The sequence below is a fragment of the Chryseobacterium indologenes genome, from assembly GCF_001295265.1.
In the GTDB taxonomy this organism is placed as follows: Bacteria; Bacteroidota; Bacteroidia; order Flavobacteriales; family Weeksellaceae; genus Chryseobacterium; species Chryseobacterium indologenes_A.
Genome location: NZ_LJOD01000001.1, coordinates 701,033 through 725,103 on the forward strand (window position 1 = coordinate 701,033; position 24,071 = coordinate 725,103).

Genomic DNA, 24,071 nt, shown 5'->3' on the forward strand with positions numbered 1-24,071 from the left:
CACAATTTAATTCTAAAATTTTCATTTATTTTGTAATTCAGAAATTTCAATAGTAAACATGAAACAAAAAATCACTCTTTTATTTCTATTCTCTTTTGCATCAATGCTTTGGGCCCAAAGGAAAACCATAGAATGGGATGGTTCCAGAATCCAGGACTTCGGTGACACAAAATTAAATCTTCCGAATTTTAAAAATGAAGGTTTTTCATTTGGCCAAAATAACATTTTTATCATAACTAAACAAAAGATAGGAGAAAAGCAGCTGAAAGTTTCAGATCTTGCCTGGGAAAATGTTTCCGGCAGAGAACTATATGAACTGGATAAAGGCAGTCTTCCCAATTATGACATTGCCAATGTTACCTATTATACCCTGGAAGGGGAAAGATACGCCAACATCAGTGTGGCCTTATTTAAAAATGTAAAAGGACGTCTTCAGAGGCTTTCTTCATTCAACATTACAGAAACTGCGGTTTCCAATGAGCTAAGATCGGGAATGGCCAATAAAGTGGGAACAACAGATAATCCTCTTGCCAACGGTGGTTTTTACAAGATCAAAGTAGACCGTTCCGGAATATTCAAAATCACGGCACAGTTTTTAAGAGATAACGGAATAAGCCCGTCTTCAGTAAATCCGAAGAATTTCAGAATCTATGGAAACGGAGGTATTATGCTTCCTGAGTTTAACCGAGATACAAAATACAGTGCTCTTCAGGAAAATGCCATTCAGGTTGTAGGAGAAGAAGACAATGTATGGAATGAGGGAGATTATGCCCTTTTCTATGCACAGGGACCTAATGGATATAACCTTTATGATACGTCTAACGGAAATGGTTTTAAAAGAACTGAAACCCGTACAGACCGATCCAATAACCTCAAAAATATATACGAAGACTTTTCTTATTACTATATTAACTTTGATAAAGGACCGGGAAAAAGGGTTCAGACCGTTGATGCCAACTTACCGGCTACCCCTCTGATTACAAGGTATGATAATTACCAGGTGGTTAATAATGACCAGAAGAATCTTTTGAAAGTAGGAAGAATCTGGACGGAAGAAGCACCATTCATTACAGAGAAGGTCATCACTTTTCCTATTAATTCTCCCATTCAGGCTTCTGACATGATCAGGTTTAAAACACAGGTGATTGGTTACAGGGCACAGAAAAACACTGTTGAGTTCAAAATTAATAACACCAATGCATCTCTCCAGGCAGTTCCGCCTAATACACAAAACTTCACCTATGATTATTATCAGCTGAAATATGAAGATGTATTAACCAACCTCAGCGGAAATCAGATTACATTCAGCTACAAACCCGATATCACAACAAATCCAAACGGAGCGTTTTATTTTGATTATGTAGAGGTACAGTATAAAGAAAATCTTACCTTCAACGGCACCCAGATGAACTTCAGGGATTTTTCTCTTGTAAGCGGATCAAATACCGGCTATGGATTCGGCATCAATAATGCTGCTGCTTTAGAACAGGTATGGGATGTTACTGATATTACCAACGCCAACAGAAGGGTAAACAAAGCAGGCGCAGGAAGTTTTAATTTTGGTTATCTGGCTTCAGATCCTAATTTCAACAATGAGTTTGTGGCCTTCCGTGCGGACGCCGCTTATTCACCTCAGTTTGTGGAAAGAATTGCCAATCAAAACCTTTCTGCCCTGCAGAATATAGATTACCTGATCCTTACTGTTCCTGAAATGATGGGACAGGCTCAGAGGCTTGCTACCTACCACCAGACTAAAAACAATTACAGGGTAGAAATTGTAGATGTAAATAAAATATATAATGAGTTCGGAAGCGGAAGCAGAGACCTTACTGCGATAAGAGATTTTGTGACCAAACTAAACAGCCCTGCCGGAAGCCTTAAATATGTATTTATATTGGGCGATACTTCATTTGATTATAAAAACAGGATTTCTAACAATTCCAATGTGGTTTCCAGCTATCAGAGTGAACACTCTTCTGATTTTGTAGGATCTTTTGTAACGGATGATTATATTGTAATGACGCAGCCGCAGACCTCATCAAGCATTGATGGCAATTTACCGGACCTGCCTGTCGGAAGAATTCCTGCAGCCAATGTAAGCGAAGCCGGAGATATGATGAATAAAACACTTGCTTATTACAATTCACTTCCGGGACAGTCCAGCCCATTCGGGGAATGGCGTATGAAACTTGATTTTGTTGTGGACGATGATAAGGATAACGGAAGCCCGTTCCATAATGTAATGAATACCTCACTGGCTGATATCTTTGAACAGCCGGGACAGGTGGATCTTAAAGAATATAACGTAAGAAAATTATATATGGATGCCTTCCCTGCTCAAAGTACAGCAGGCGGACAAAGATACCCACAGGTGAACCAGGCAATTTCCAATGATATAGGAAACAGTCTGTATATTTTTTATTTTGGACACGGAGGGATTAACGGATGGGCACAGGAAAGAGTTCTTACCACTACGGAAATTCAGAATTCCAACAATTTTTCTACCGTTTACAGCAGATTCCCGTTTGTATCTACCATTACCTGCGAGTTTACCTTATGGGATGAGCCCGGAACATTTTCAGCGGGAGAACAGTTTATTAAGCTGAAGCAGGGAGGCCCGGCTGCAATGATCACTTCAAGCCGTGCTATTGGAGTAGATTACGGGCGCAGCTTTACCGATTTTTATACTAAAAACATCTTTAAACTGACCGGTGACAATTTTGAAACTCTGGGTTATGCCCATTTAACCGCAAAAAAACAAAAAACAGCAGGTATTGACCACCTGAAGGTTAATTTCCTTGGAGATCCGGCTATGAAGCTGAGCAGACCACAAAGACTTCTTGTAATCGACAATATTGAAACTCCGGTTCCGGGACTGATCAGAGGTCTGGATTTTGTGAAAGTAAAAGGTCATATTAATAACCCGAACGGAACTTTGAACAGCACTTTCAACGGAAGGGTTTCTATTAATATTTTTGATAAAAGGCTTAATAAAAAGACACTGAACAATGACGGAGGACTTACCCCTATATTAGATTACACGGAAGAAGGAAGTGCTATCGTTAAAGCTTCAGGAACAGCTGTAAACGGAGTGTTTACCGTAGAGTTTTATGTTCCGAAAGACATTAACTATGCTGTAGGACAGGGAAGAATTTTAGGATATGCAGATAATAAGGTATCTGATGTATTCAACAATCAGGCTGTACAGGTGGGAGATATCAACCCGAACGGAATCAACGATAATGAACCTCCGAAAGTAAGACTGTATATGAATAACACCAATTTTGCAGACGGAGGAATTACGAATCAGAATCCAATGCTTCTGGCGTGTATTACAGATGATACGGGAATCAACTCTACAGGATCAGGAATCGGCCATGACATTACCGTGTATCTGGATGGCCAGATCATCAATACGGTTGTTCTGAATGATTTCTTCGCTCCGGGTGAAGGCAACGGATGTGTAAACCCAAGCCTGGCCGATTATCAGAAAGGAAATGTAACCTATCCTTTCAGAAATCTTGCTGTGGGACAACACCAATTAACATTTAAAGTTTGGGATATAAACAATAATTCGACAACTGCTACGTTAAACTTTGAAGTTAAGGATGAATCCGATCAGCATCTGATTATTAACAGACCGCTGAACTGGCCGAATCCTTTCACCAATAAAACGTATATTCAGTTTGAGCACAATTGTGATGATATTCTGGATGTTAATGTTCAAATCTATACCATCACCGGAAAATTAGTAAGAACATTATCACAGCCGGTAGTTGCAGAACCGTTCCTACAGGGCTTTAGAACGCCGCGTCAGGCAATAGAATGGGACGGAAGAGATGATTTTGGGGCAACTGTTGCAAAAGGTACGTATATTTTTAAGATATTTGCAAAAAGTCAAAATCAAGAAAAATGCAAAGGAAGTGCCACAGCTGTAGAAAAAATGGTACTTTTGAAATAAATTAGATAATACATAGATAACAATATTTATAAAAAACTGATAATATATAAAAGACAACATATGAATTTAACTACAAAACTGCTTTTGGGATTTGGTTTGAGTGCTGGTTTTCTGGGCTATTCGCAGGACTTAGGCAAGATCAATCCAGTATTAACCGGAGCGCCTTTCCTTAGGATTTCACCTGATGCAAGAGCTGGTGGTATGGGAGATCAGGGGGTTGCTACCTCACCTGATGCCTTCTCACAATTCTGGAACGCAGCAAAATATCCTTTTAGCAGAACAAGTTCTTCCGTAGGTCTTAACTATACACCTTATATGGGGAAGCTTACTAATGATGTATTTTTACTGTATGGTGCATTCCATAAATTCTTAGGACAGGAAGAAAGATCTACCATCTCTGCCAGTATTTATTATTTTAATATGGGGGAAGTGGACCTTACTCAATTAGTAGGTACAGAAGTAGCATCAATGGGTACTTCAAAACCCAACGAATTCTCTATTGACGTTGCTTACGCCCTTAAACTTTCTGATTCTTTCTCAGGAGCTGTTACCGGTAGATTTATCCGTTCAGACTTAGCCGGAGGTTTCAATACCGATACCACTCTTAAACCCGCCAACTCTTTTGCAGTAGATGTTTCCGGATATTATACTTCTCCGAAGTTTTCAAGCTTTGGAGGCTATGAGGGTAAAGTGAATGCAGGTCTCGCTATTCAGAATGTGGGTCCTAAACTGGATTATACAGGAAATGAAGAATCCAGATCTTATCTTCCTACTATGGCAAGATTAGGGGTTGGATATGATATGTACCTGGATGACATGAACAGAATCGGTTTGAGCGTGGAAGGTTCTAAAATCTTAGTTCCGGGTTCGGAATATGTAGGTATAGATCCAAATACAAGACAGCCAAGATATGAGATTCCTAATGTAGGTCCTATTGCCGGAATCACAAAATCATTCAAAAACAAGAACAGCATCATGTACAGCGGAGCTTTGGAATATTCTTATGACAATGCTTTTTCTGTAAGAACAGGTTACTTCCATGAAAGTGAAGAGCAGGGAGCAAGACAGTATGCCACTGCCGGTATCGGATTAAAGTACCGTTCTTTCGGACTGGATATCTCTTACCTGATCAATATGTCAAAAATCAATACTGCCTTAGATAATACCCTTCGTTTCGGTCTTACCTGGAACATTGGTGAAGAAACATCTAATGTAGATTATTAAGATATTTTTTCCACCTATAAACCGGTTCTTTTCTGAGCCGGTTTTTTTATGCCGAAAAAAGTCAATGGCAAACACTCTGTTCGTTACGCTGTAAATCTGCAAATCAGTCTTATTCACTTTTCGCTCGCTGTAAAATTCACAATTGATAAAAATATAATAGCAGACAGCCACAAATAAGTTTATAAAAGTCTTATTTTTATAAGGTTTTTTATCTCTCCAATAATTATTTTTGTAGCATGAACTATTCAGCAGAACTCAAAAAATTCGTTACCAGCCAATATGTATATTCTGCAATCAGAATTACGCTGGCCACTGTTCTGCCCTGTTTGGTTCTTGCGCATTTCGGAATTTTAAAAGAATACTTTCTTTTTCCTTTGGGAACCAGCTTTGTAGCGCTCACCGACCAGCCCGGCCCTTTTATCCGAAGAAGAAATGCACTGGCCTTTGCCATTTGCTGCTTTGTATTGGTGGCACTCATCGCGAGTTTGGTAATGAATATTAAAGTTCTTGTTCTTCTTGAGATTATTGTATTCGGAATGTTTTTCTCCCTGATCGGGGTTTATGGCCAGAGGCTCGCAGCGGTAGGATCATTATCTCTTGTTGTGCTTGCCATCTTTATTGACGGGCATCTTACAGGAAGTGATATCTTTAAAAGCTTACTGATCTTTGCCAGCGGCTGTATATGGTTCCTGCTTATATTCCTTGTTGTAACAACTATCCGTCCGTATAAGCTGGCAGGTCAGATGATTGGTGAAAATTATCTCCAGCTTGCTGAATTTTTAAAGATCAAAGCCAATTACTATCAGAAAAATCCTGATTTCGACAAGCTGACTACCCAGGTTATTGCCAAGCAGATTGAGATCAAAAATCTCCAGGAAGAAACAAGAGAGACTGTTTTCAAGACCAGAACCATCGTTAATGAATCTACAACAACCAGCCGGTTACTGATGCTGATGTTCCTGAACTCAATGGACCTTCATGAAAAACTGATGACCTCTGAAAGCGATTACCAGAAGTTGCAGCAGAGTTTTGAAGACAGCATGATCCTGGTCAACATTCACGATTACCTCAATCTTCTGGCTGAGGAGATTACCAATATCGGGATTGCCCTTCAGAGTGGGACCAGGGCAAAACCTATGTTCAATATGGAGCTTGAACTAAAAAATCTTAATTTTAATTATTTTGAACTAAGGAATAAACAATTATCTCCGGACAGTCTTGAAAACTTCATGATCCTGCGCCAGATTCTGATGCGCATTAATGAGATCACAAAGGAAATCAATGAGATCTACAAAGTATTTTCTCAAAACGTAAAACTGGCCAAAAGTTTATCTACCGGACTCGATCTGAAGAAATTCATGCCTAATGAACCCAAGCTGAATTCTAAAGTTTTAAGGAATAATATTTCATTATCGTCCTCTCATTTCCGTCATGCCATAAGAATTACAACAGCACTGCTGCTTGGATACCTTTTCTCCATGTTTGATTTTCTGGGATTGGGGCATACCTACTGGATATTAATTACCATTACCGCTATTTTAAAGCCGGCCTACTCCATTACCAAGCAGCGGAATCTTCTTCGTCTGTATGGAACTGTTGTGGGAGCTACCATTGCGTATATTATTCTGCATTTTATTCATATCAACAGTATCTTATTTGCCATTCTGCTGATCAGTATGATTATGTGCTTCAGTTTTTTAAAGGGACGCTACTTCTGGGCTGTACTATTTATGACCATTTATGTTTTTCTGAGTTTCAACTTCCTAAACCCGGGGAAAGTAAATATCATCTTTAAAGACAGGGTACTGGATACAGCCATTGCCGGAATCATTGCTTTTGCCGTTTCTTATATTGTTTTACCGGTTTGGGAACATACGCAGAATCTTGATCTCATGAAGAAATCTGCCGCAGATAACCTCATCTATTTTCAGAGTGTAATAGCCAAATTCCTACAGGGAGATTTCGACATTGAAGATTATAAAATAAAAAGAAAAAATGCCATCATTTCACTGGCCAATCTTTCCGATAATTTTCAGCGGATGATTTCTGATCCTAAAAACCAGCAGAAAAAGCTGGAAGTGGTACATCAGTTTGTGGCTACCTCCCATCTTATTACCGCTTATACCGCTTCCCTATCCCAATATGCCAAAAGCAATGAGCAATATCCGGAAATAGATTCCGAAAGCTGGAGTCGTAAGATTGAAGCCGAAATGCAGCAAACCTCAGCCCTGCTCAATGGAAATGACATCAACGAAACTCTCAAAATGGAAAGCCGCCTTGAGCCGGAAGACTCTTCTATTGAGGATATGCTGATGAAAAGAAAAACCGAGATCGAGGAAAACGATATTATCGACCGGAGAGATCCAGATAAAATATCTCATTTAACGGAACTTAAAAATATTCATGATATTCTGGAACTGATCTATGACGTTGCGAAAGAACAGAGAAAGGTGATTGAAAAATATAAAGCGGAGAAGGTAGAGGAATCTTAATTATCCATTTTTCAGATTTCTTGTCTTAGGGTAATTTGTTTTTTAACTGATTATGGTACTTTTAATTAAAAATCACCCTTGGAAAATTTACCGCTATATATTTCATTAACTTTCGGAATCATTACATTAGTTACCCTATTTTTGTTTTGCAGAACAATTAAAGGATCGGATTTAAAAACAGCAAAATCAAATTTCCGTATTATTTCCCCCGCACTCATTGCCTGGCTGATTCTTCAGGCTTTCTTAGCCATGAATAATATTTATAGCACCCATTTAAACTCTCTTCCTCCCAGAATTGTAATATTGGGTATTCTTCCCCCTGTTTTTGTCATTCTACTGCTTTTTAATACGAAGAAAGGTAAATTGTTTATTGACAGTCTTCCCCTTTTATCCATTACCTATACCAATACTATAAGGTTTTTTGTAGAAATAGTATTGTATTGGCTGTTCTTACATAAGGCTATTCCGGAGCTGATGACTTTTGAAGGAATAAATTTTGATATAATGGCAGGTATTACAGCACCATTCATTGCTTATTACGGAATCGGTAAATCAAAAATAAGTATAAATTTAATTTTATGGTGGAATATCATCAGTCTGGCATTGCTGATCAACATAGTGATTATAGCCTTCTTATCTGCACCCTCCCCATTACAGAAGTTAGGATTTGATCAGCCCAATATAGCCATCTTATATTTTCCGTTTTGCTGGCTTCCTACCTTTGTTGTTCCGGTAATTATCTGGGGGCATTTAGTTTCAATAAGGCAGTTGTTTAAAAATAAAAACACTTACTCTTCCACAATTGTAAAGCAGTAATCATCAAAAAACTCTACCCTTGCTTTAAATTCATCTGAAAACTGCTCGTCGTATACCCTGCAGCTTATTTTATGAAGGTGCTTCAGTTCAAAAGGTTTCACTTCATAGTTTTTCTTCAGAGACCAGTATTTGGAATGGTGGATCTTATACATGCTTTCCTTCACGCTCCAGATAATCGTGTAGAATGTATCTGCTTTATCCTCAGGAATAAATCCGCGTTCATTTTCATAGGTAAATTTATCAATTACCCTTAAAATCTTCGGGTTGAATTTTTCAATATCAATCCCTATTTTATTTTTGGAAATCGCAATGGCAGCAAAGGGAAAAGAGTGCGTAATGGAAATTTCCGCATCTTTAGGGGATAAAAAAGGCTCTCTCTCTTTATACAGGATTTTGGAATGAGGTTTTAATCCTTTAAGAAGCTTCCGCACCATCAGGACTTCCTGTAGTTTTTTGGGATGGTAATCCTTTACTTTTTCAGCATTTTCCGGTTCCAGAAGTTCATGGATATTGAGTTCTTCACTCTCATCATATTTCCACACCAGTATTGTGGCATTATCATCAGAAAAATCTCGGTAAAGGGGCATTGCTTTTTTATTCTGCAAAAATACGAAAAAAGGATGGGAGATGGAAGTTATATTTCCCAGCAAACAAATGCAGAATTAATCAGAAAATTTATTCAGAGGAAGCTTTTACTTACGTTAATTGGTATAAACTTCCCTTCTTCCCTCTTCCAGCTCCCCTTCTTAATTTATTTAGGCTGATGATTCACATCATTTCTGTGCTCAAGGATTTCCAGGTTTTCATCTACCCAATAGGCACTTCCGAATCCGTTTACGTAAGAACCTTTTACGGGGTGCAATGCAATAAGAATAAAATCGCCCATTTCTGAAATAACGTCCACCACTTTCCCGTGGGTTTCCTTAAGCTTAGCAACAACTTCATTCCATGTTTCAGATTCTCTTTCTGTTTGGGAAACAGCCGCTTCAATTGTTAGACGTTCACGGGCATAGATCTGCTTGGTGTCCGATTCATCCTCAATAAACATCAATGAAGTTTTTCTTCCGTCCTCCAGGTTTTTGGTATGTTTTGCCATAAAAGACACCAGAATATAAAAAGTATTCCCCGCCTGTACAAAAGGAGCATAGCTTGCATTAGGATTTCCTTCTGCATCAACTGTAGCTAAAATAACACTCTTACACCTGTTGATAAGCTCTTTTACTTTTGGAGCAGCAGGCTTTGCCTTTCTCTGTGCGTCGTTCTGTGCATTAGTATGATCCATAATATATTGATTTATCAGGTGAAAATAGTTATTTATAGTAAAACTAAATAATCTTAAACCCTGTTTAATCTCATAAAATCTGAAACTTATCTATGTTTTTATATCTTAATTATTAATTGTAATTTTGCATTTCGTTATCAACTGAATTTAAAACTATTCATTACATATGAGTACTACAACACAATACGTTCCTTATAAAGTTAAGGATATCTCCCTGGCAGAATGGGGAAGAAAAGAAATTACTCTTGCAGAAGCAGAAATGCCGGGTCTGATGGCTATCCGTGAAGAATACGGACCATCTCAGCCGCTAAAAGGAGCAAGAATCGCTGGATGTCTTCACATGACCATCCAAACCGCTGTACTTATCGAGACATTGGTGGCTTTAGGAGCTGAAGTTACCTGGTCATCTTGTAATATTTTCTCTACACAGGATCACGCTGCTGCTGCAATTGCTGCTGCAGGAATCCCTGTTTATGCGTGGAAAGGTTTAAATGCTGAAGAATTTGACTGGTGTATTGAGCAGACATTATTCTTCGGTGAAGACAGAAAGCCACTGAACATGATCCTTGATGATGGTGGAGATTTAACCAACATGGTTTTTGATAAATACCCTGAATTTACAAAAGATATCAAAGGACTTTCTGAAGAAACCACTACCGGGGTACACAGATTGTACGAAAGAATGAAAAACGGAACCCTGGTAATGCCTGCAATCAATGTAAATGACTCCGTAACCAAATCTAAATTTGACAACAAATACGGATGTAAAGAATCTGCAGTAGATGCGGTAAGAAGAGCTACAGACGTAATGCTTGCCGGAAAAAGAGTGGTAGTTTGCGGATACGGAGACGTAGGTAAAGGTACTGCTGCATCATTCAGAGGGGCTGGTTCTATCGTTACGGTTACTGAAATTGATCCAATCTGTGCGCTTCAGGCTGCTATGGACGGTTATGAAGTGAAAAGACTGGATACTGTAGTAGACAACGCAGATATCATCATTACTACAACCGGTAACTTCAACATCGTAAGAGGAGAACACTTCCTTAAAATGAAAGACAAAGCCATCGTTTGTAACATCGGTCACTTCGATAACGAAATTGACATGGCATGGTTAAATAAAAATTACGGTCAGACTAAATCTGAAGTGAAGCCTCAGGTAGACATCTACAACGTAGAAGGAAAAGAAATCATCATCCTTGCAGAAGGAAGACTGGTAAACTTAGGCTGTGCTACAGGGCATCCAAGCTTCGTAATGTCTAACTCTTTCTCTAACCAGACTCTGGCTCAGATCGAGCTATGGAACAATTCCGCAGCTTACAAAAATGAAGTATATATGCTTCCTAAGCACCTGGATGAAAAAGTAGCAGCTTTACACCTTAAAAAATTAAGCGTAGAGCTTGAAACCCTTTCTCCGGAACAGGCAGAATACATTGGTGTAGATGTAAAAGGGCCATTCAAGCCTGAGTACTACAGATACTAATATTTTTTAATCTTATTATAGTAAAAGACTTTTCAGATTTCTGGAAAGTCTTTTATTTTTCTACCATTCTTTTTTCAGAAGCTGTTTCCTGCTATACGCTCATACTCCTCGCTCCATTGCCCAATCCGAAGCATGCTGTGGGGTAACCGCTGCTATCAGGGCTAGGAAGAGAGCCGGATTTAAAAATCATTGGCTTCAGCTAAATCTGCCTCTTTTATACAATCCGGAAGAAGTTTATTCAGAGCTTTCGTCCTTATTTTACCTATATTTATCTTCCTTATAACAACGTTCATAAAAAAATGAATATATTTAGCCTATCAAAACATATTGACTATGAAAAAACAAAGAGTATCGAATGCATTTGTAGCAGCATCGTGGGTGGCCCTGGGAGCAGGAATGATTGGGTTTATCGTTGGTCTCGCAAGAGCTGAAATGCAGCTGAATGAGAAGGGATATTATTTTACCATTCTGTTATATGGCCTGTTTGCCGTTGTTTCTCTTCAGAAAGCAGTACGTGACCGGTTAGAAAACATCCCGGTAACAGACATTTATTACGGAATCTGCTGGTTTGCTACATTATCCTCTATCGTATTACTGGCTATAGGACTTTGGAACGCCACCATACTTCCAAGCGAAAAAGGATTTTATGCCTTTGCTTTTCTTCTCGCTCTTTTTGGTGCAATTGCCGTTCAAAAGAATACAAGAGACAATATGCTTCAGGAATAATAAAAAACTCTCCGGATCCGGAGAGTTTCTTCTTTAAATAATCAGGCCATAATGCTACAGTCCGAAAAAAATTTCCAGCCATTATCTTCCATACCTGCCAGAGGACTTACAGTTGTCTTAAGAGTCTTTTTGTTAGTTTTTTTTATATTGATACTGGGTTCACTGGCAGGCATGATTATTTTCTCTTTCCGGGTAAAAGAACTTGAAATCAAGCTGATCATATTAGGGTTTTCAGTGCCTGTTCTATCCTTTCTGATATGGATAGCCATAGCAGAATACCGTTCAAAGAAACCCAAATACACCCAAATACAGGTAGATGAAAAAGGGCTGCATCATTACGGTGAAAATATCCAGTCCCAATCTCTTCTCTATGAATCGCTTTCTGCCAATAACGAAGGCGGAGCCTATGATGTGCTATGGACAGACAGAGGCTATTCAGAAAGCGAATCTGATCTTTATATTTTTACAAAAAATGAATTGGATATCATAAAAGCCCAGCCTGTAAAATTTAAATCCGCTGTTCTGGTTCGTAATTCCAATGCGCTGTTTGCTCATTTTGTAAAAGGAATCATGTACTTCCGTCCGGATTTAAAAATAGATCCGAAAGTATTGGAACGGTATCCTATCATAAATCAAATAACAATATAAAAAAGAAACGGATGACTGCTCATCCGTTTTTATTGTTTATCACTGCTTTCAAACTGTTATGCTAATCAATACTATGTTGTATTACAAATCATAATGATTGGGATGCTTTGCCTTAATATCATCCACGGTTCCTAATACTTTATCTTTCAGGGAATCCTGATATTTCTGAAGATTTTCTGCAACACTTGCGTCTGCACTTCCTATTATTTTAGCCGCTAAAATTCCGGCATTCAAAGCACCGTTTAATGCTACTGTTGCCACAGGAATGCCCCCCGGCATCTGAAGAATAGATAATACAGAATCCCAGCCGTCAATAGAATTGCTGGACAAAATAGGAACCCCGATTACAGGAAGCGTTGTGCAGCTCGCTACCATTCCAGGAAGGTGAGCAGCTCCTCCGGCTCCTGCAATAATTACTTTCAACCCTCTTTCTTTTGCTTTCTGGGCATAGTCGAACATTCTTTCCGGTGTTCTGTGGGCAGAAACTACCGTTAATTCATAGGGAATATCAAGACTTTTTAAAAAATTTGCAGCCTGTTCCATAATCGGCAGATCGCTCTGGCTGCCCATAATAATTCCTACCATCTTCAATTTTTATTAGATGTCCAAAGATAAAGAATTTTAACCTGCTGTTAAAATTTTAGAAAAGAGGCAGGAAGCGTGAAGATGGAACTTTCAGACTTCTTGGTTTTCCTGCTTCCTTCTTCCGGCTTGTATTATACATATCTGTACCACTAAAAATTTCCTCAACTGTATCCATCTGATGTAGGGTAAAACCAATAAATTTGCTTGTTATATTCGTCTTATCTTGAAAGATTACAAACTCATTTTTGCTGTTCTTACTGTTGCCCTTGTATGGGGAACTACATTTTTAGCGATCCGTGTGGCTGTAGAAACCATTCCGGCCTGGTTTGTAGCCGGGATCCGGCAGTTTCTCGCAGCGGTTATCATGCTTTTTGTCCTTCTTTCAAAAAAGGAATTCAGATGGATCGGCTGGAAAAGTCTGGGCTACCAGATTATCTTTTCATCATTAATGCTGGTTGTAGCGAATGGAATGACCACCGTGGCGGAAGAAACCGTATCCAGCAGCCTGGCCTCTCTCATCAGTGCCTGCTCTCCTATTCTTGTTTTTCTGGGAAGTGTGGCTGTAGGATTACAAAAATTCAGCCTTAGGGCGCTTGGCGGAGTACTGATGTGCTTCAGCGGAATTCTTTTCATTTTCTGGGATGGGCTTCAGGATCTCGCTAATCCCGATTACAGAATGGGAATGATCTTTCTTTTCTGTGCCATTTCGGGATGGGCTTCAGGAACTATTTTCACCAAAAAATTAAATATTCAGAGCGGAAATATCACCCTGAACCTTTTTTATCAGTTTCTGTTTGCAGGAATTGTTCAGATTGGATTAGCCTTTCTATTCTCAGAAAACTATAACTTCGGAAACTGGACTTTAAAAAGTATTTCTGCGATGCTTTATCTTGCTGTTTTTGGTTCTGTAGCAGCCTTTTTTGCATTCCATTACGCTTTAACCAAAATTTCCCCGGTGCAGGTTTCCATATTAGCCTACATCAACACCATCATTGCCATATTCCTGGGCTGGCTGATCATGGATGAACCTATTTCTGTAAAGTTCATTCTTGCAGCTGTTTTAATCATTTGCGGAGTTTTCATCATCAATTACAAACCGGGAATGTTCAAAAACGGAAAAACGGAAGCCTTAAAAGCCGGCACCTCCTAATATCATAAAACCCCTGCGTATTTGTGACAATGAAATATTTTTAATCAAAAAAGATTCAAAAGAGTTTTACGCTTTAGTTTATAAGTTTATAGCTTCGTGCATAGAAGTTCACTTAAGCTTTTTTAAATCTGAAAAAAAAATTCACCAACACTTATCTGCAATTCCTTTTGATACGACAATCAGAAATATGATCTCTTTCATTATCCACCAAATAAATAACGATAACATGAGAATCTGACAGAATTGCTTTATCTCTTCAACAAAGTTATATTTTTCTCATTTTTAGATTTTTTCTTATCTTGTATACTCCAACTTACATGATATGCTTAAAAACACACTTTTTTTACTTGCAATGGTTTCTTTTCTTATGGTAAGCTGCGATTACAAGGAAAAGGAGAAAAATCTTACGGAAAGAGAAAAACAACTCCTTGAAAAAGAACAATTATTCGCCAAAAAGGAATCTGAATATCAGGCACTCCTGAAAATGAAAGATAGTATCTTCTCCAAAAAAGATTCTGTAGAAATAAAAGCAGCAGTATGGCCGGCAGAAATATCAGGACCATGGAACGGGAAAGTGATTTGTACCGAATCTAACTGCAGCGATTATGTGGTAGGCGACCAGCGTACAGACATCTGGGAATTCGACAATGACCCTACCCAGCCGGTTACCAAGATCATCAATAATAACAATCTGGTCAGACTGTATTCCGGGAAATTTGAAAACAATGAGATCAGGCTTTCTTTTAAAACTGATTCTACAGCCAAAAAATATGTGGAAATGAATGTTGTGCTTAATGACATTTCCGATAACAAGATCAAAGGAACAAGAACGGTTACTTCTGATAACGGCTGTACGGCTAAATTTTCCGTCGAACTGGTACGTTCCATCAAATAAAAACACCTATGATTTTACTGAGTATACACAATCTGAGTTTTCCTATAGAAGATCCGGTATTAAAATTTCTGCTGGTACTGATCATCATTCTTGCAGCGCCTCTGCTGCTGAACAAAATAAAAGTTCCGCATCTTCTGGGGCTCATCATTGCCGGGGCCGTCATAGGACCTAATGGTTTTAATGTGCTTGCCAGAGACAGCAGTATTGTTGTTACCGGAACTACAGGTCTCCTTTACATTATGTTCCTGGCCGGACTGGAAATTGACATGGGTGATTTCAAAAAGAACAAATGGAAAAGCCTCACTTTTGGACTTTACACCTTTATTGTTCCTTTTGTCCTCGGATATCTGGGCGGATATTATATCCTACACTTTTCGATGCTTACCTCCATCCTGTTTGCCAGTCTTTTCTCTTCCCATACGCTTATTGCCTATCCTTTGGTGAGTAAGCTGGGAATTGCAAAGAACAAAGCCGTTAATATTACTGTTGGAGGAACGATGATTACGGATATTCTTGCCCTTTTGGTTCTTGCCGTTATTGTAGGAATGTCCCAGGGAGACGTAGGTACTGAATTCTGGGTTAAGCTGTCTGTTTCCTTTATCGTCTTTGCATTGATCGTCCTTATAGTATTTCCTATTATCGGGCGGTGGTTCTTCAAAAAAGTAGATGATAAGATCTCACAATATATTTTTGTCCTTGTTATGATCTATCTGGCCGCCATGCTTGCAGAACTTGCCGGGGTGGAAGCCATTATCGGGGCATTCTTCGCAGGACTGGCCTTAAACAGACTGATTCCTCACACCTCATCCCTCATGAACCGCGTGGAATTTGTAGGAAATGCTATTTTCATCCCTTTCTTCCTCATCAGTGTGGGAATGCTGATTGATTTTAAGGTATTTTTTAAAAGCTGGGAAACCCTTGAAGTTGCAGGAATCATGCTTGTGGCTTCTATCGGAGGGAAATACCTTTCGGCAGTAGCTACGCAGAAAACGTTCAGGCTGTCCAAAGAAGAGGGAAAACTTATTTTCGGATTAAGCTCTGCTTCTGCTGCGGCAACGCTGGCATCTGTCATGGTAGGGTATAATATCATCATTTCCGAAACAGAAACCGGAGAGCCTGTAAGATTGCTGAATGAGCACGTGCTGAACGGAAGTATCCTCCTGATCCTCATTTCCTGCACCATTTCATCTTTTATCTCACTGGCAAGTGCACAGAAAATTGCAGAAAGCGATAATGAAGATACGGTTTCCGGAAATACCCATGAGGAAGAAAATATTCTTCTGGCCGTTAATCATGAAAAGACTGTTGAAAGAATGGTTAATCTGGGAATCCTGATCAAAGCCCACTCCAATACAGAAGACCTGTTTGCCCTGAATGTCATTAATGAAGATAAAAATGAGTCTTCGGTAAAAAATGCTGAGAAACTACTCCACCAGGCGGCTGATGCTGCGGCTGCGGCTGACGTTAAAATGCAGACTTTAAAACGCTATGACAATGATGTCATCAATGGAGTAAGCAACGTAATCAAAGAGCAGAATATCACCGATCTGATCATTGGCCTGGAAGATGAAAAAGGCTTTTCTCCTTCGTTCGTTTATAATCTGTATAACGGGTATCTTCAGAATGATGATGTGAATGTTCTGGTCTATCATGCAGCCCAGCCTCTTTCTACCATTAAGAAATACGCGGTAATGATCCCTGAAAATGCCCATAAAGAAGCCGGATTCTTTCATGCGCTTTTAAGGGTATGGAATATTGCCAGAAATTCCGGAGCCACCGTTATTTTCTATGCTCCTGAAAATATTCTGGATATTCTGCAGAAGATCATTAAAAAAGCTAATATAGAGGCCGAATTCATCATTATGAATACATGGCAGGATGGCGAAAGAACAGCCACACAGCTGAAAGATGACGAAGCCCTGATCCTCTTTATGGCAAAGCGGGGCATGCAGTCGTATATTCCTCAAATGAGGCTTATTCCTGAATTGTTGAACCGACATTTAAATAATAACAATTATCTTCTGATTTTTCCGTTCTCAGAATTCGACAAGAACAGTCCGGAAATCCGTTCAGTCGGGAACCACGGAGATTTTGTAGAAATTGGCAATGTTATCCAGAAGATTTTTAAATAATAGTATTAAATTTTTAAATTCACTCATTGAAAACAAAGAAAATAATACTTCTGACAGCTGTTTTAAGCTTTCAAATATTTCTGGCCCAATTTGCTAAAGTGGTTGACCAAGACGGCTATGTGAACATCAGAAAAGAGGCAGATGCTAAGAGTGCCATTGTTGGAAAGGTCAGTTCGGGAGAAATCATTTATGTCTATGACCGCGATGAAAGCAGTAAGAACTGGCTGATGGCAGATTATCTGAATAAAAACGGAGATCTGCTTTCCGGATATATTTACAATTCCAGGGTCAGATATATTGAATCCTATCCACGTGTGCCCTCTGTTTCCGTTACTGAAAGTAAGGCTGTTTTGGCTTCAAAGAATATAAAAGTAGAAATTATTGCCGAACCTTTCAGCTACAAAGAAAATAAGAAGTATTTTTCTTCAAGCAGGCGGGACATGCAACTCACAGACCTGTACAAAGGAAAGCCTGTCTGGGGTACTGATGGAACCATTCCGCGGACACATTATAAATCGGTTACCGCTAAAATTGGAAATAATACGGTTGAAATCCCTGCAGCAGAAACAGAAAACCTCTTCAATGTGAATACTGAGTTCACGGAGTGTTATTTTGATTCCGAAAATGAAACCCTCTATATCAGCATGGTTAATTCAGATGGAGCCGGAGGATATGCTGTTCTTTTCAGAGTAGAAAAAGGAAAATACAAAGGAAAAACGGTAATTATGCCTTTCTAAAAACAAAAATAACTATGAGAATCAACACATTATTAATTCCCTTGCTCACTTTTATTTTATTTTCGTGTAAAGAGAAAAAAGAAACCTTTAAAAATGATCCTCCTGCATCTTCTGCAACAGATACTTTAGCTACTGAACAGCCCGCAGAAATGCCAGATACGGCTAATATAAAGAAAATTGAAAGTAAGTCTTTTCAGGAATCGAAAATGGAGGCCGATACGTTAACTAATAATTTCTATTTCGACAAATTTCCTTCAACCCGCTATAAGTTCACCCAAAAAGCAAAACTGGATTTTTCCAGAGATAAAGACTTTTATGATTTCAGGACGAGAATCAGGAAGGCTTATGCAGAAGGAACTCCCGATTTTGCCAGTTATTATATCACCGTTATCTTCGGATGCGGAACGAGCTGTATTATGGGAATGATGATGGATGTTCGGGATGGAAAAATTTACGATCTTCCGCTTGGGGAAGAAACGTCATGCTTATTTGCGGATGACAGGGCAATTTTTGATCTAGACAGCAGGCTTTTCATTGCCAGTATCTGCAGGGAATCTAATGAAGCTGAAAACGTCTATTACAATGCTTTTGTATGGAACGAGCAGAAGAAGGTTTTTGAAAAGGTGGATGAAAAGGATATTAAACAATAATATAAACTTTATCATTAAATACCGGCATAAAAAACATATTTAAACCAACTTATAAAAAAGAAAAATCCTCAATGAAGAAAATCCTGCTTATTTTCATTTCAATAATTGTATTGATTGTAATTTCCTTTACCATCTACTGGAACTTACCCATAAGCATCACCAGACATTCTGATATTGAATACGGGAATAACCTCATCCAAAATGTCGAAAATTACAGGAAGACCCATCACAGCTTACCGGAAAACAACGACTGGAAAACACTGGAAAAATTAGGATTCAAACCTAATGATCTTGGAACTCAGCCGGATTACAGCACTAATGGTGCAGGCGCTTATGAAATTACCTATCTGGACAGCTTCGATGGTCCTTACCTGATCTGGAATTCCAATGAAAAAGAATGGAGTATTGATTTTCCTAAGATTTTTAAAAAGAAAAATCGTTAAATATAGAAAGAGCTGCAATGATTGATTACAGCTCTTTTATTTTGAGGTGAATTGTTATTCAGCAATCACTTTTACCATTCCTTTTACTTTCACCAGTTTTTCCATCAGCTCTTCTCTGGAATCGGCTAGAACATTGATGTGTCCCATTTTTCTGCCCGGTTTGGTTTCTGTCTTTCCATATAGATGAACATAGGTTTCGGGTAATCGGAGAACATCTTCCATTCCCTGATATATTACCTTTCCGGCATGTCCTTCTGCTCCTACCAGATTCAGCATTCCGCTGTAGGTAATGGCATCGGTATCTGCTAAAGGTAGGTTTTTCACCACCCTGTACATCTGTTCAAACTGGGAATTGGTATTTCCTTCCTGGCTCTGGTGGCCGGAATTATGTAATCTCGGAGCCGTTTCGTTCACCCATACTTTTCCTTCCTTATCCAGGAACAATTCAATGGCAAAAAGTCCCGGTGAGTTTACAGCATTCAGAAATTTATCTGTAATTACATCGATTTGGTTCTGAACATCCTCAGTCAAAAGAACCGGGCAGACGTTAAAATCCAGCAGGTTCAGTTTAGGATCAGCCACCATTTCCGTTACGGGGAAAATATTGGTTTCTCCGCTTTCATTTCTGGCAACAATTACAGAAAGTTCTTTGTCAATATCCACAAGGTTTTCAATCACGGAAGGTTCTTTCCAAAGATCCTGAAGATCATTTTCCGTTTTGATGACCTGCACGCCTTTTCCGTCATAACCGCCTGTATTCATCTTCTGAACGAACGGCAGAGGCATTACAATTTTCTCATCACTATTCCACACCACCTGGAATTCGGGGCTTGGGATATCATGGGCTTTATAGAATTCTTTCTGAAGAATTTTCTGTTGGATGGTCTTGATAATGGCTGCATTCGGGACTACCTTTACCCCTTGTTTTTCAAGTTCTGCAAGGGCATCGGCATTTACGTGCTCTATTTCTATTGTTACGACCTCTTTGTCTTTGCCGAAATTCAGCACCGTTTCATAATCATTGAAATTTCCCTGAGTGAAATATGAGATGTTGTGACATGGGGCATCAGAAGCAGGATCCAGCGTGTAAAATTGGTCATCGTATTTCAATGCGCTCTGAATCAGCATTCTTCCCAGCTGTCCGCCTCCTAAAATTCCTATTTTCATTTTTACTTTTATTTTTTCTGTTAGATTTAAATTTCCGCTGCCTTATTGAATTTTATCAATTTTAAGATAGCCTAAGCCCATCGGGTTTTCCTGGTTTTCCTTTTCAGACCGGGTCAGAACAATGGAATATTTTTCTTTCATTTTTTCAGGCAGAATGTCGCTTACATTGAAAACATCATCAATATCAACGCCGTGCTTATCATCAATGTGGCTTACAGCTCCCTCAAAGCCCATTGTTGCATAAAACTCGGTAGCTTTTGCTTTTTTCACGATCTCCCCCATTGACTTCCCTACCATCAGGTGCTGTTCATGAAACTCTTCAAAAAAACCTTTTTTATACCCTCCAAGATTAAGGAAATACAATTGATCTTCTGAGATTTTTTCTCCTTTTTCAACAATTTTCACTTCATATCCATCTGCAAATTTCACTTCCTGATAACAGTCCACATGGATCTTTCCTTCTGCTTCTTTCCAGAATTCTTTCATATCGGACACAAGATCCTTAAGGTTTTCCGCTATTCCGAAAAAAACATCATGCTGTTCAATATTTCGGCCTTTAGGCGTTGCACCGAGGATGATATAGAATAATTTCACTTCACTTTTCATGCCTACAAAAATACGTCAAATTTATCTTTTTTAAACGTTTGGCAGAGTACAGCAATAGTTTTATATTTGTAGCATGTCAGAAATCATCATTCTCTTCCTCGGCGCTATTTCAGCCGGGCTTTTAGGCTCACTTACGGGTTTAGGAGGGGGAGTTATCATTATTCCTTTATTAACGCTGGGTTTCGGCGTTCCTATGCATTATGCTATTGGTGCTTCTTTAATTTCTGTGATCGGAACTTCGTCCGGTGCCGCGGTGGCTTTCGTTAAAGAAGGTTTTACCAATATGCGGATCGGAATGTTTCTGGAGATTGCTACTACAGCAGGGGCTATTATTGGGGCTTTGGTTTCGGGAATGCTTAATCCGAATACCATCGGGATTATCTTTGCCAGCATCCTTTTGTTGACGGTTATTTTAAATCTTAAAGGAAAACCTGACCATCAGGAACCTTTAATTAAAGGAAGCCTGGAAGACCAACTGAAACTTTACGGAACTTTTCCTGACAAAGGTGTTCTGAAAAGCTATTCAGCGAGAAATACCGTTCCCGGATTTCTGATGATGATGTTTGCAGGCGCCATGTCCGGTCTTTTGGGAATTGGTTCCGGTGCCCTGAAAGTTCTGGCTATGGACAATATGATGAAACTGCCATTCAAAGTTTCTACAACAACCAGTAACTTTATGATTGGTGTAACGGCGGTAGCCAGTGCTCTGATCTATTTTCAGAGAGGCGAAATTATTCCGGTGATTGTAGCTCCGGTTCTGATTGGTGTGGTCGTAGGAAGTTTCATCGGATCCAAAACCCTGATGGTTTCCAAAACCAAGAAATTAAAAGTATTTTTTGCCATTGTCATTACGGTACTTTCAATCTATATGATGTATAACGGGATCAATAAAAGCTTCAGATAATGAAAAAGAATTTTACAGATGTGGATCTGAACCGTTCAGTAGGAAATCTCCTGAGACTGGGCGTTATTTTGTCTGTGATTACTTCATTGGCCGGTTTCATCAAACTATTTCTTGAGGGCTTTAAAATGCCTAAAAAATATACAAGTCTTGATATAGGAACTTCCTCTGAAAAGGTATGGGGGCACTTCTGGAACTCTTTGTGTAAAGGAGAAGGAATGGCCATCATTCAACTGGGAATTCTTCTGCTAATCTTTACGCCTTTAATGAGAATTATTTTTGCTCTCATTGGGTATTTAAAAGAAAAAGACTACGTATATGTAGTCATTTCCTCTATTGTACTGGCCATTATGGCGGTAAGCTTTTTTACGGGATACGCACACTAATTCTACATTTCATAGAACTCCAGCGGAAGCTGATCCGGATCCTGGGTGAAGAAAAACTCTTTTCCCGTATATTCATCGATGCGGATTTCTTCGCATATAAGCCCTTTTGAAATAAGTTCCTTCCTCTTATCTCCTACCTTGTCTACGGAAAAAGCCAGATGTCTTAATCCGCATGCTTCCGGGCGGGAAGGTCTTGAAGGTGGATCAGGAAATGAAAAAAGCTCAATTACATAATGATCTCCTATAGCAAGGTCAAGTTTATAGGATTGCCTTTCTTCACGGTACACCTCCCGGATCATATTTAAGCCTAAGGTTTCAGTATAGAATTTTTTAGAAATCTTATAATCCGAACAGATTATGGCAATGTGGTGGATCTTCATATTTATTAGAATGTTTTAAATTTTTCTTTCAGGAGCTTTCCGTAGAGTTTTCGCAGCTTCCGGTCGACTTCCTGTGCTTTCATCGTCTCTCCTATTTTTGCAGATTTTACGGTGATTACCGTTCCTTTATTTCCTATTCTGCTGTGCATATCAAACTGTATATTCCACACCGTCTGATCATCCAGCTGAATGCTGTCTATTGTATATTCATTACTTAAATTGATCATTCTGAAAATGGATGCTTTTAAAGAATCATCAGAAACCTGATAGATCTTCTTATCATTATAAAGATTCTTCTGTTCTAAAGTTCCGGTGCTCAGAAGCCTGCTTTTGCTTTTTGCAATAATTCTGGCAGTATCTTTCTGCACTTTTATATTCCGTTTTTTAAGTTCGGAAAATATTTCATCCTTAGACTGATTCACTTCAAAAGAGTAATCGTTAAAATAGAGATTTCCGGTGTACGGAACATAATCAAAATAACGGTTTCCGGGAGAAGTTGACATCAAAATTAATACGGCTGGCAGTAGCACGAGGGAAGGATTCAGTTTTTTTAAGCTAAAACGGTTAATAACTGAACTGTTTTTAATCAATACGTAAGGAAACGGAAGCAATACCAGTACGATGAGATCCGTATAATCCACTACTCTGTGCAATGGAATAAAGGAAAAACTATTGTACAGCCCGATGCAGCTTTCTGAAAATGGGGATTTCCAAAAGGCAAATAAAACCCCGGCCAGATGGACGGAATACTGTTTCAGCTGTGGAAATAAGTACGTTAAAAGCATCGGCAGCAGGATAATTCCTGCCATATCTGAAAGTTTCCCAGTAAACCAGCTGGTGTAATGGTATTTGAAAAAATGATCATTGAGGAATAAAATGGCCAGACAGGCTAAAAAAATGTAATTAAGGATCAGATTTTTATTTCGCATTATTGTATTTCCTTACAGTTTTCTTTTCTTCTTGTATCAATAAGGTATTGGATTTTCCAGCTGTTGTCCTTCTGCTTTACGAGTTGAAAACTGTTGACTCCACAATGCGCAAACTTTTCTCTGTAATAAAAAGAATATGGTGTAAATACGCTCGCCAGCATGCCATCTGAATGAATAGCCTCAATTTCAATTCTTTCATCCAGGTCTCCTTTCGGAATCTTTACAACGGATGAAATAAAATCTTTGATTTCTTCACTTTTTACGGTTCCATCTTTGGTGATGGTCTGAAGAACAGCATTTTCCGTAAAAGCAGACTGTATCAGGGCTGCATCTGCGTTCTTCATTCCTAAAAATAAATTACGGATCGGCTTTTCTATTTCTTTATTCTCATTCTGCGCAAAACAGAATGTACTGAATATTAATGCTGCAACGGCCAGTTTATTCATATCGGTTTAATCTGATGCAATAAAAGTAAAAAAAT

23 protein-coding genes are annotated in these 24,071 nt (G+C 38.9%); 15 read left to right on the plus strand and 8 right to left on the minus strand.

Annotation, left to right across the window (positions count from 1 at the left end; translation table 11 throughout):
- The first annotated feature begins 58 nt into the window (after positions 1-58).
- From porU to AOB46_RS03115, 4 genes are all read left to right on the plus strand, one after another.
- On the plus strand, positions 59-3,961 hold the full coding sequence (gene porU, locus AOB46_RS03100) for a type IX secretion system sortase PorU (protein ID WP_062696567.1): 3,903 nt from the start codon (positions 59-61) through the stop codon (positions 3,959-3,961).
- 60 nt (positions 3,962-4,021) lie between these two features.
- The gene (gene porV / locus AOB46_RS03105) at positions 4,022-5,185 is read left to right on the plus strand and encodes a type IX secretion system outer membrane channel protein PorV (protein ID WP_062696568.1); all 1,164 of its coding nucleotides are present in this window, start codon (positions 4,022-4,024) and stop codon (positions 5,183-5,185) included.
- A gap of 236 nt (positions 5,186-5,421) precedes the next feature.
- Positions 5,422-7,677 (plus strand): FUSC family protein, encoded by a 2,256-nt coding sequence (locus tag AOB46_RS03110; protein ID WP_062696569.1) that lies wholly within the window; start codon positions 5,422-5,424, stop codon positions 7,675-7,677.
- Positions 7,678-7,755: 78 nt separating this feature from the next.
- Positions 7,756-8,493 carry a hypothetical protein gene (locus AOB46_RS03115; protein ID WP_062696570.1) on the plus strand — a complete coding sequence of 246 codons (738 nt, stop codon included), beginning with the start codon at positions 7,756-7,758 and terminating at the stop codon, positions 8,491-8,493.
- On the opposite strand, the gene AOB46_RS03120 is transcribed toward AOB46_RS03115, so the two are convergent.
- Together AOB46_RS03120 and AOB46_RS03125 are read right to left on the minus strand one after the other, a co-directional pair.
- Entirely contained in the window at positions 8,466-9,080 is a 615-nt protein-coding gene (locus AOB46_RS03120) for a 4'-phosphopantetheinyl transferase superfamily protein (RefSeq protein WP_062696571.1), read from the minus strand. The two genes, AOB46_RS03115 and AOB46_RS03120, sit on opposite strands and share 28 nt — an antisense overlap.
- Positions 9,081-9,244: 164 nt before the next feature.
- Positions 9,245-9,775, minus strand: a complete 531-nt coding sequence (locus tag AOB46_RS03125; RefSeq protein ID WP_062696572.1) for a HugZ family protein — start codon at positions 9,773-9,775, stop codon at positions 9,245-9,247.
- 166 nt (positions 9,776-9,941) lie between these two features.
- Between AOB46_RS03125 and ahcY the strand changes: the two genes are divergently transcribed.
- The 3 genes from ahcY to AOB46_RS03140 all read left to right on the plus strand — a co-directional run bounded on the left by ahcY (position 9,942) and on the right by AOB46_RS03140 (position 12,629).
- The gene (ahcY, locus tag AOB46_RS03130) at positions 9,942-11,255 is read left to right on the plus strand and encodes an adenosylhomocysteinase (protein WP_062696573.1); all 1,314 of its coding nucleotides are present in this window, start codon (positions 9,942-9,944) and stop codon (positions 11,253-11,255) included.
- Positions 11,256-11,588: 333 nt separating this feature from the next.
- Positions 11,589-11,981 (plus strand): inner membrane protein YiaA, encoded by a 393-nt coding sequence (yiaA, locus tag AOB46_RS03135; RefSeq protein WP_062696574.1) that lies wholly within the window; start codon positions 11,589-11,591, stop codon positions 11,979-11,981.
- A gap of 51 nt (positions 11,982-12,032) precedes the next feature.
- The gene (locus tag AOB46_RS03140; RefSeq protein WP_131724310.1) at positions 12,033-12,629 is read left to right on the plus strand and encodes a hypothetical protein; all 597 of its coding nucleotides are present in this window, start codon (positions 12,033-12,035) and stop codon (positions 12,627-12,629) included.
- 81 nt (positions 12,630-12,710) lie between these two features.
- On the opposite strand, the gene purE is transcribed toward AOB46_RS03140, so the two are convergent.
- Complete coding sequence (gene purE / locus AOB46_RS03145) at positions 12,711-13,214, minus strand: 5-(carboxyamino)imidazole ribonucleotide mutase (RefSeq protein ID WP_062696576.1); 504 nt, start codon at positions 13,212-13,214, stop codon at positions 12,711-12,713.
- Positions 13,215-13,437: 223 nt separating this feature from the next.
- Between purE and AOB46_RS03150 the strand changes: the two genes are divergently transcribed.
- The 6 genes from AOB46_RS03150 to AOB46_RS03175 all read left to right on the plus strand — a co-directional run bounded on the left by AOB46_RS03150 (position 13,438) and on the right by AOB46_RS03175 (position 19,221).
- Positions 13,438-14,364 carry a DMT family transporter gene (locus tag AOB46_RS03150; RefSeq protein WP_062696577.1) on the plus strand — a complete coding sequence of 309 codons (927 nt, stop codon included), beginning with the start codon at positions 13,438-13,440 and terminating at the stop codon, positions 14,362-14,364.
- A 322-nt stretch (positions 14,365-14,686) separates the two neighbouring features.
- Positions 14,687-15,259, plus strand: a complete 573-nt coding sequence (locus tag AOB46_RS03155; protein ID WP_062696578.1) for a hypothetical protein — start codon at positions 14,687-14,689, stop codon at positions 15,257-15,259.
- Between the two features lie 8 nt (positions 15,260-15,267).
- Complete coding sequence (locus AOB46_RS03160) at positions 15,268-17,391, plus strand: cation:proton antiporter (RefSeq protein WP_062696579.1); 2,124 nt, start codon at positions 15,268-15,270, stop codon at positions 17,389-17,391.
- A 26-nt stretch (positions 17,392-17,417) separates the two neighbouring features.
- Complete coding sequence (locus tag AOB46_RS03165) at positions 17,418-18,128, plus strand: hypothetical protein (protein ID WP_062696580.1); 711 nt, start codon at positions 17,418-17,420, stop codon at positions 18,126-18,128.
- Between the two features lie 14 nt (positions 18,129-18,142).
- A complete protein-coding gene (locus AOB46_RS03170; protein WP_062696581.1) occupies positions 18,143-18,778 on the plus strand; it encodes a hypothetical protein in 636 nt (211 codons plus the stop codon).
- A gap of 71 nt (positions 18,779-18,849) precedes the next feature.
- Positions 18,850-19,221: a hypothetical protein gene (locus AOB46_RS03175; RefSeq protein ID WP_062696582.1), complete on the plus strand. Its 372-nt coding sequence runs from the start codon at positions 18,850-18,852 to the stop codon at positions 19,219-19,221.
- Positions 19,222-19,275: 54 nt separating this feature from the next.
- On the opposite strand, the gene AOB46_RS03180 is transcribed toward AOB46_RS03175, so the two are convergent.
- Both AOB46_RS03180 and AOB46_RS03185 read right to left on the minus strand, forming a co-directional pair.
- Positions 19,276-20,388, minus strand: a complete 1,113-nt coding sequence (locus AOB46_RS03180) for a 5-(carboxyamino)imidazole ribonucleotide synthase (protein WP_062696583.1) — start codon at positions 20,386-20,388, stop codon at positions 19,276-19,278.
- Between the two features lie 42 nt (positions 20,389-20,430).
- Positions 20,431-20,994 carry a DUF1543 domain-containing protein gene (locus AOB46_RS03185; RefSeq protein ID WP_241489151.1) on the minus strand — a complete coding sequence of 188 codons (564 nt, stop codon included), beginning with the start codon at positions 20,992-20,994 and terminating at the stop codon, positions 20,431-20,433.
- Positions 20,995-21,067: 73 nt separating this feature from the next.
- Between AOB46_RS03185 and AOB46_RS03190 the strand changes: the two genes are divergently transcribed.
- Complete coding sequence (locus AOB46_RS03190) at positions 21,068-21,898, plus strand: sulfite exporter TauE/SafE family protein (protein ID WP_062696584.1); 831 nt, start codon at positions 21,068-21,070, stop codon at positions 21,896-21,898.
- Entirely contained in the window at positions 21,898-22,281 is a 384-nt protein-coding gene (locus tag AOB46_RS03195) for a DUF1634 domain-containing protein (RefSeq protein ID WP_062696585.1), read from the plus strand. The genes AOB46_RS03190 and AOB46_RS03195 overlap by 1 nt, the downstream gene beginning before the upstream one ends.
- 2 nt (positions 22,282-22,283) lie before the next feature.
- On the opposite strand, the gene AOB46_RS03200 is transcribed toward AOB46_RS03195, so the two are convergent.
- The 3 genes from AOB46_RS03200 to AOB46_RS03210 form a co-directional block, all read right to left on the minus strand.
- Complete coding sequence (locus AOB46_RS03200) at positions 22,284-22,661, minus strand: VOC family protein (protein WP_062696586.1); 378 nt, start codon at positions 22,659-22,661, stop codon at positions 22,284-22,286.
- Positions 22,662-22,666: 5 nt separating this feature from the next.
- A complete protein-coding gene (locus AOB46_RS03205) occupies positions 22,667-23,470 on the minus strand; it encodes a hypothetical protein (RefSeq protein ID WP_131724311.1) in 804 nt (267 codons plus the stop codon).
- A gap of 119 nt (positions 23,471-23,589) precedes the next feature.
- Positions 23,590-24,036: a nuclear transport factor 2 family protein gene (locus AOB46_RS03210; protein WP_062696588.1), complete on the minus strand. Its 447-nt coding sequence runs from the start codon at positions 24,034-24,036 to the stop codon at positions 23,590-23,592.
- Between the last annotated feature and the right edge of the window lie 35 nt (positions 24,037-24,071).

Coding starts and splice junctions, on each gene's coding strand:
- AOB46_RS03125 (WP_062696572.1), bottom strand. CDS start 9,775: ATGGATCATACTAATGCACAGAACGACGCACAGAGAAAGGCAAAGCCT.
- AOB46_RS03180 (WP_062696583.1), bottom strand. CDS start 20,388: ATGAAAATAGGAATTTTAGGAGGCGGACAGCTGGGAAGAATGCTGATT.
- AOB46_RS03160 (WP_062696579.1), top strand. CDS start 15,268: ATGATTTTACTGAGTATACACAATCTGAGTTTTCCTATAGAAGATCCG.
- AOB46_RS03190 (WP_062696584.1), top strand. CDS start 21,068: ATGTCAGAAATCATCATTCTCTTCCTCGGCGCTATTTCAGCCGGGCTT.
- AOB46_RS03110 (WP_062696569.1), top strand. CDS start 5,422: ATGAACTATTCAGCAGAACTCAAAAAATTCGTTACCAGCCAATATGTA.
- AOB46_RS03195 (WP_062696585.1), top strand. CDS start 21,898: ATGAAAAAGAATTTTACAGATGTGGATCTGAACCGTTCAGTAGGAAAT.
- AOB46_RS03200 (WP_062696586.1), bottom strand. CDS start 22,661: ATGAAGATCCACCACATTGCCATAATCTGTTCGGATTATAAGATTTCT.
- AOB46_RS03205 (WP_131724311.1), bottom strand. CDS start 23,470: ATGGCAGGAATTATCCTGCTGCCGATGCTTTTAACGTACTTATTTCCA.
- AOB46_RS03155 (WP_062696578.1), top strand. CDS start 14,687: ATGCTTAAAAACACACTTTTTTTACTTGCAATGGTTTCTTTTCTTATG.
- AOB46_RS03210 (WP_062696588.1), bottom strand. CDS start 24,036: ATGAATAAACTGGCCGTTGCAGCATTAATATTCAGTACATTCTGTTTT.
- ahcY (WP_062696573.1), top strand. CDS start 9,942: ATGAGTACTACAACACAATACGTTCCTTATAAAGTTAAGGATATCTCC.
- AOB46_RS03185 (WP_241489151.1), bottom strand. CDS start 20,994: ATGAAAAGTGAAGTGAAATTATTCTATATCATCCTCGGTGCAACGCCT.
- AOB46_RS03170 (WP_062696581.1), top strand. CDS start 18,143: ATGAGAATCAACACATTATTAATTCCCTTGCTCACTTTTATTTTATTT.
- yiaA (WP_062696574.1), top strand. CDS start 11,589: ATGAAAAAACAAAGAGTATCGAATGCATTTGTAGCAGCATCGTGGGTG.
- AOB46_RS03175 (WP_062696582.1), top strand. CDS start 18,850: ATGAAGAAAATCCTGCTTATTTTCATTTCAATAATTGTATTGATTGTA.
- porV (WP_062696568.1), top strand. CDS start 4,022: ATGAATTTAACTACAAAACTGCTTTTGGGATTTGGTTTGAGTGCTGGT.
- porU (WP_062696567.1), top strand. CDS start 59: ATGAAACAAAAAATCACTCTTTTATTTCTATTCTCTTTTGCATCAATG.
- AOB46_RS03140 (WP_131724310.1), top strand. CDS start 12,033: ATGCTACAGTCCGAAAAAAATTTCCAGCCATTATCTTCCATACCTGCC.
- AOB46_RS03120 (WP_062696571.1), bottom strand. CDS start 9,080: ATGCCCCTTTACCGAGATTTTTCTGATGATAATGCCACAATACTGGTG.
- purE (WP_062696576.1), bottom strand. CDS start 13,214: ATGGTAGGAATTATTATGGGCAGCCAGAGCGATCTGCCGATTATGGAA.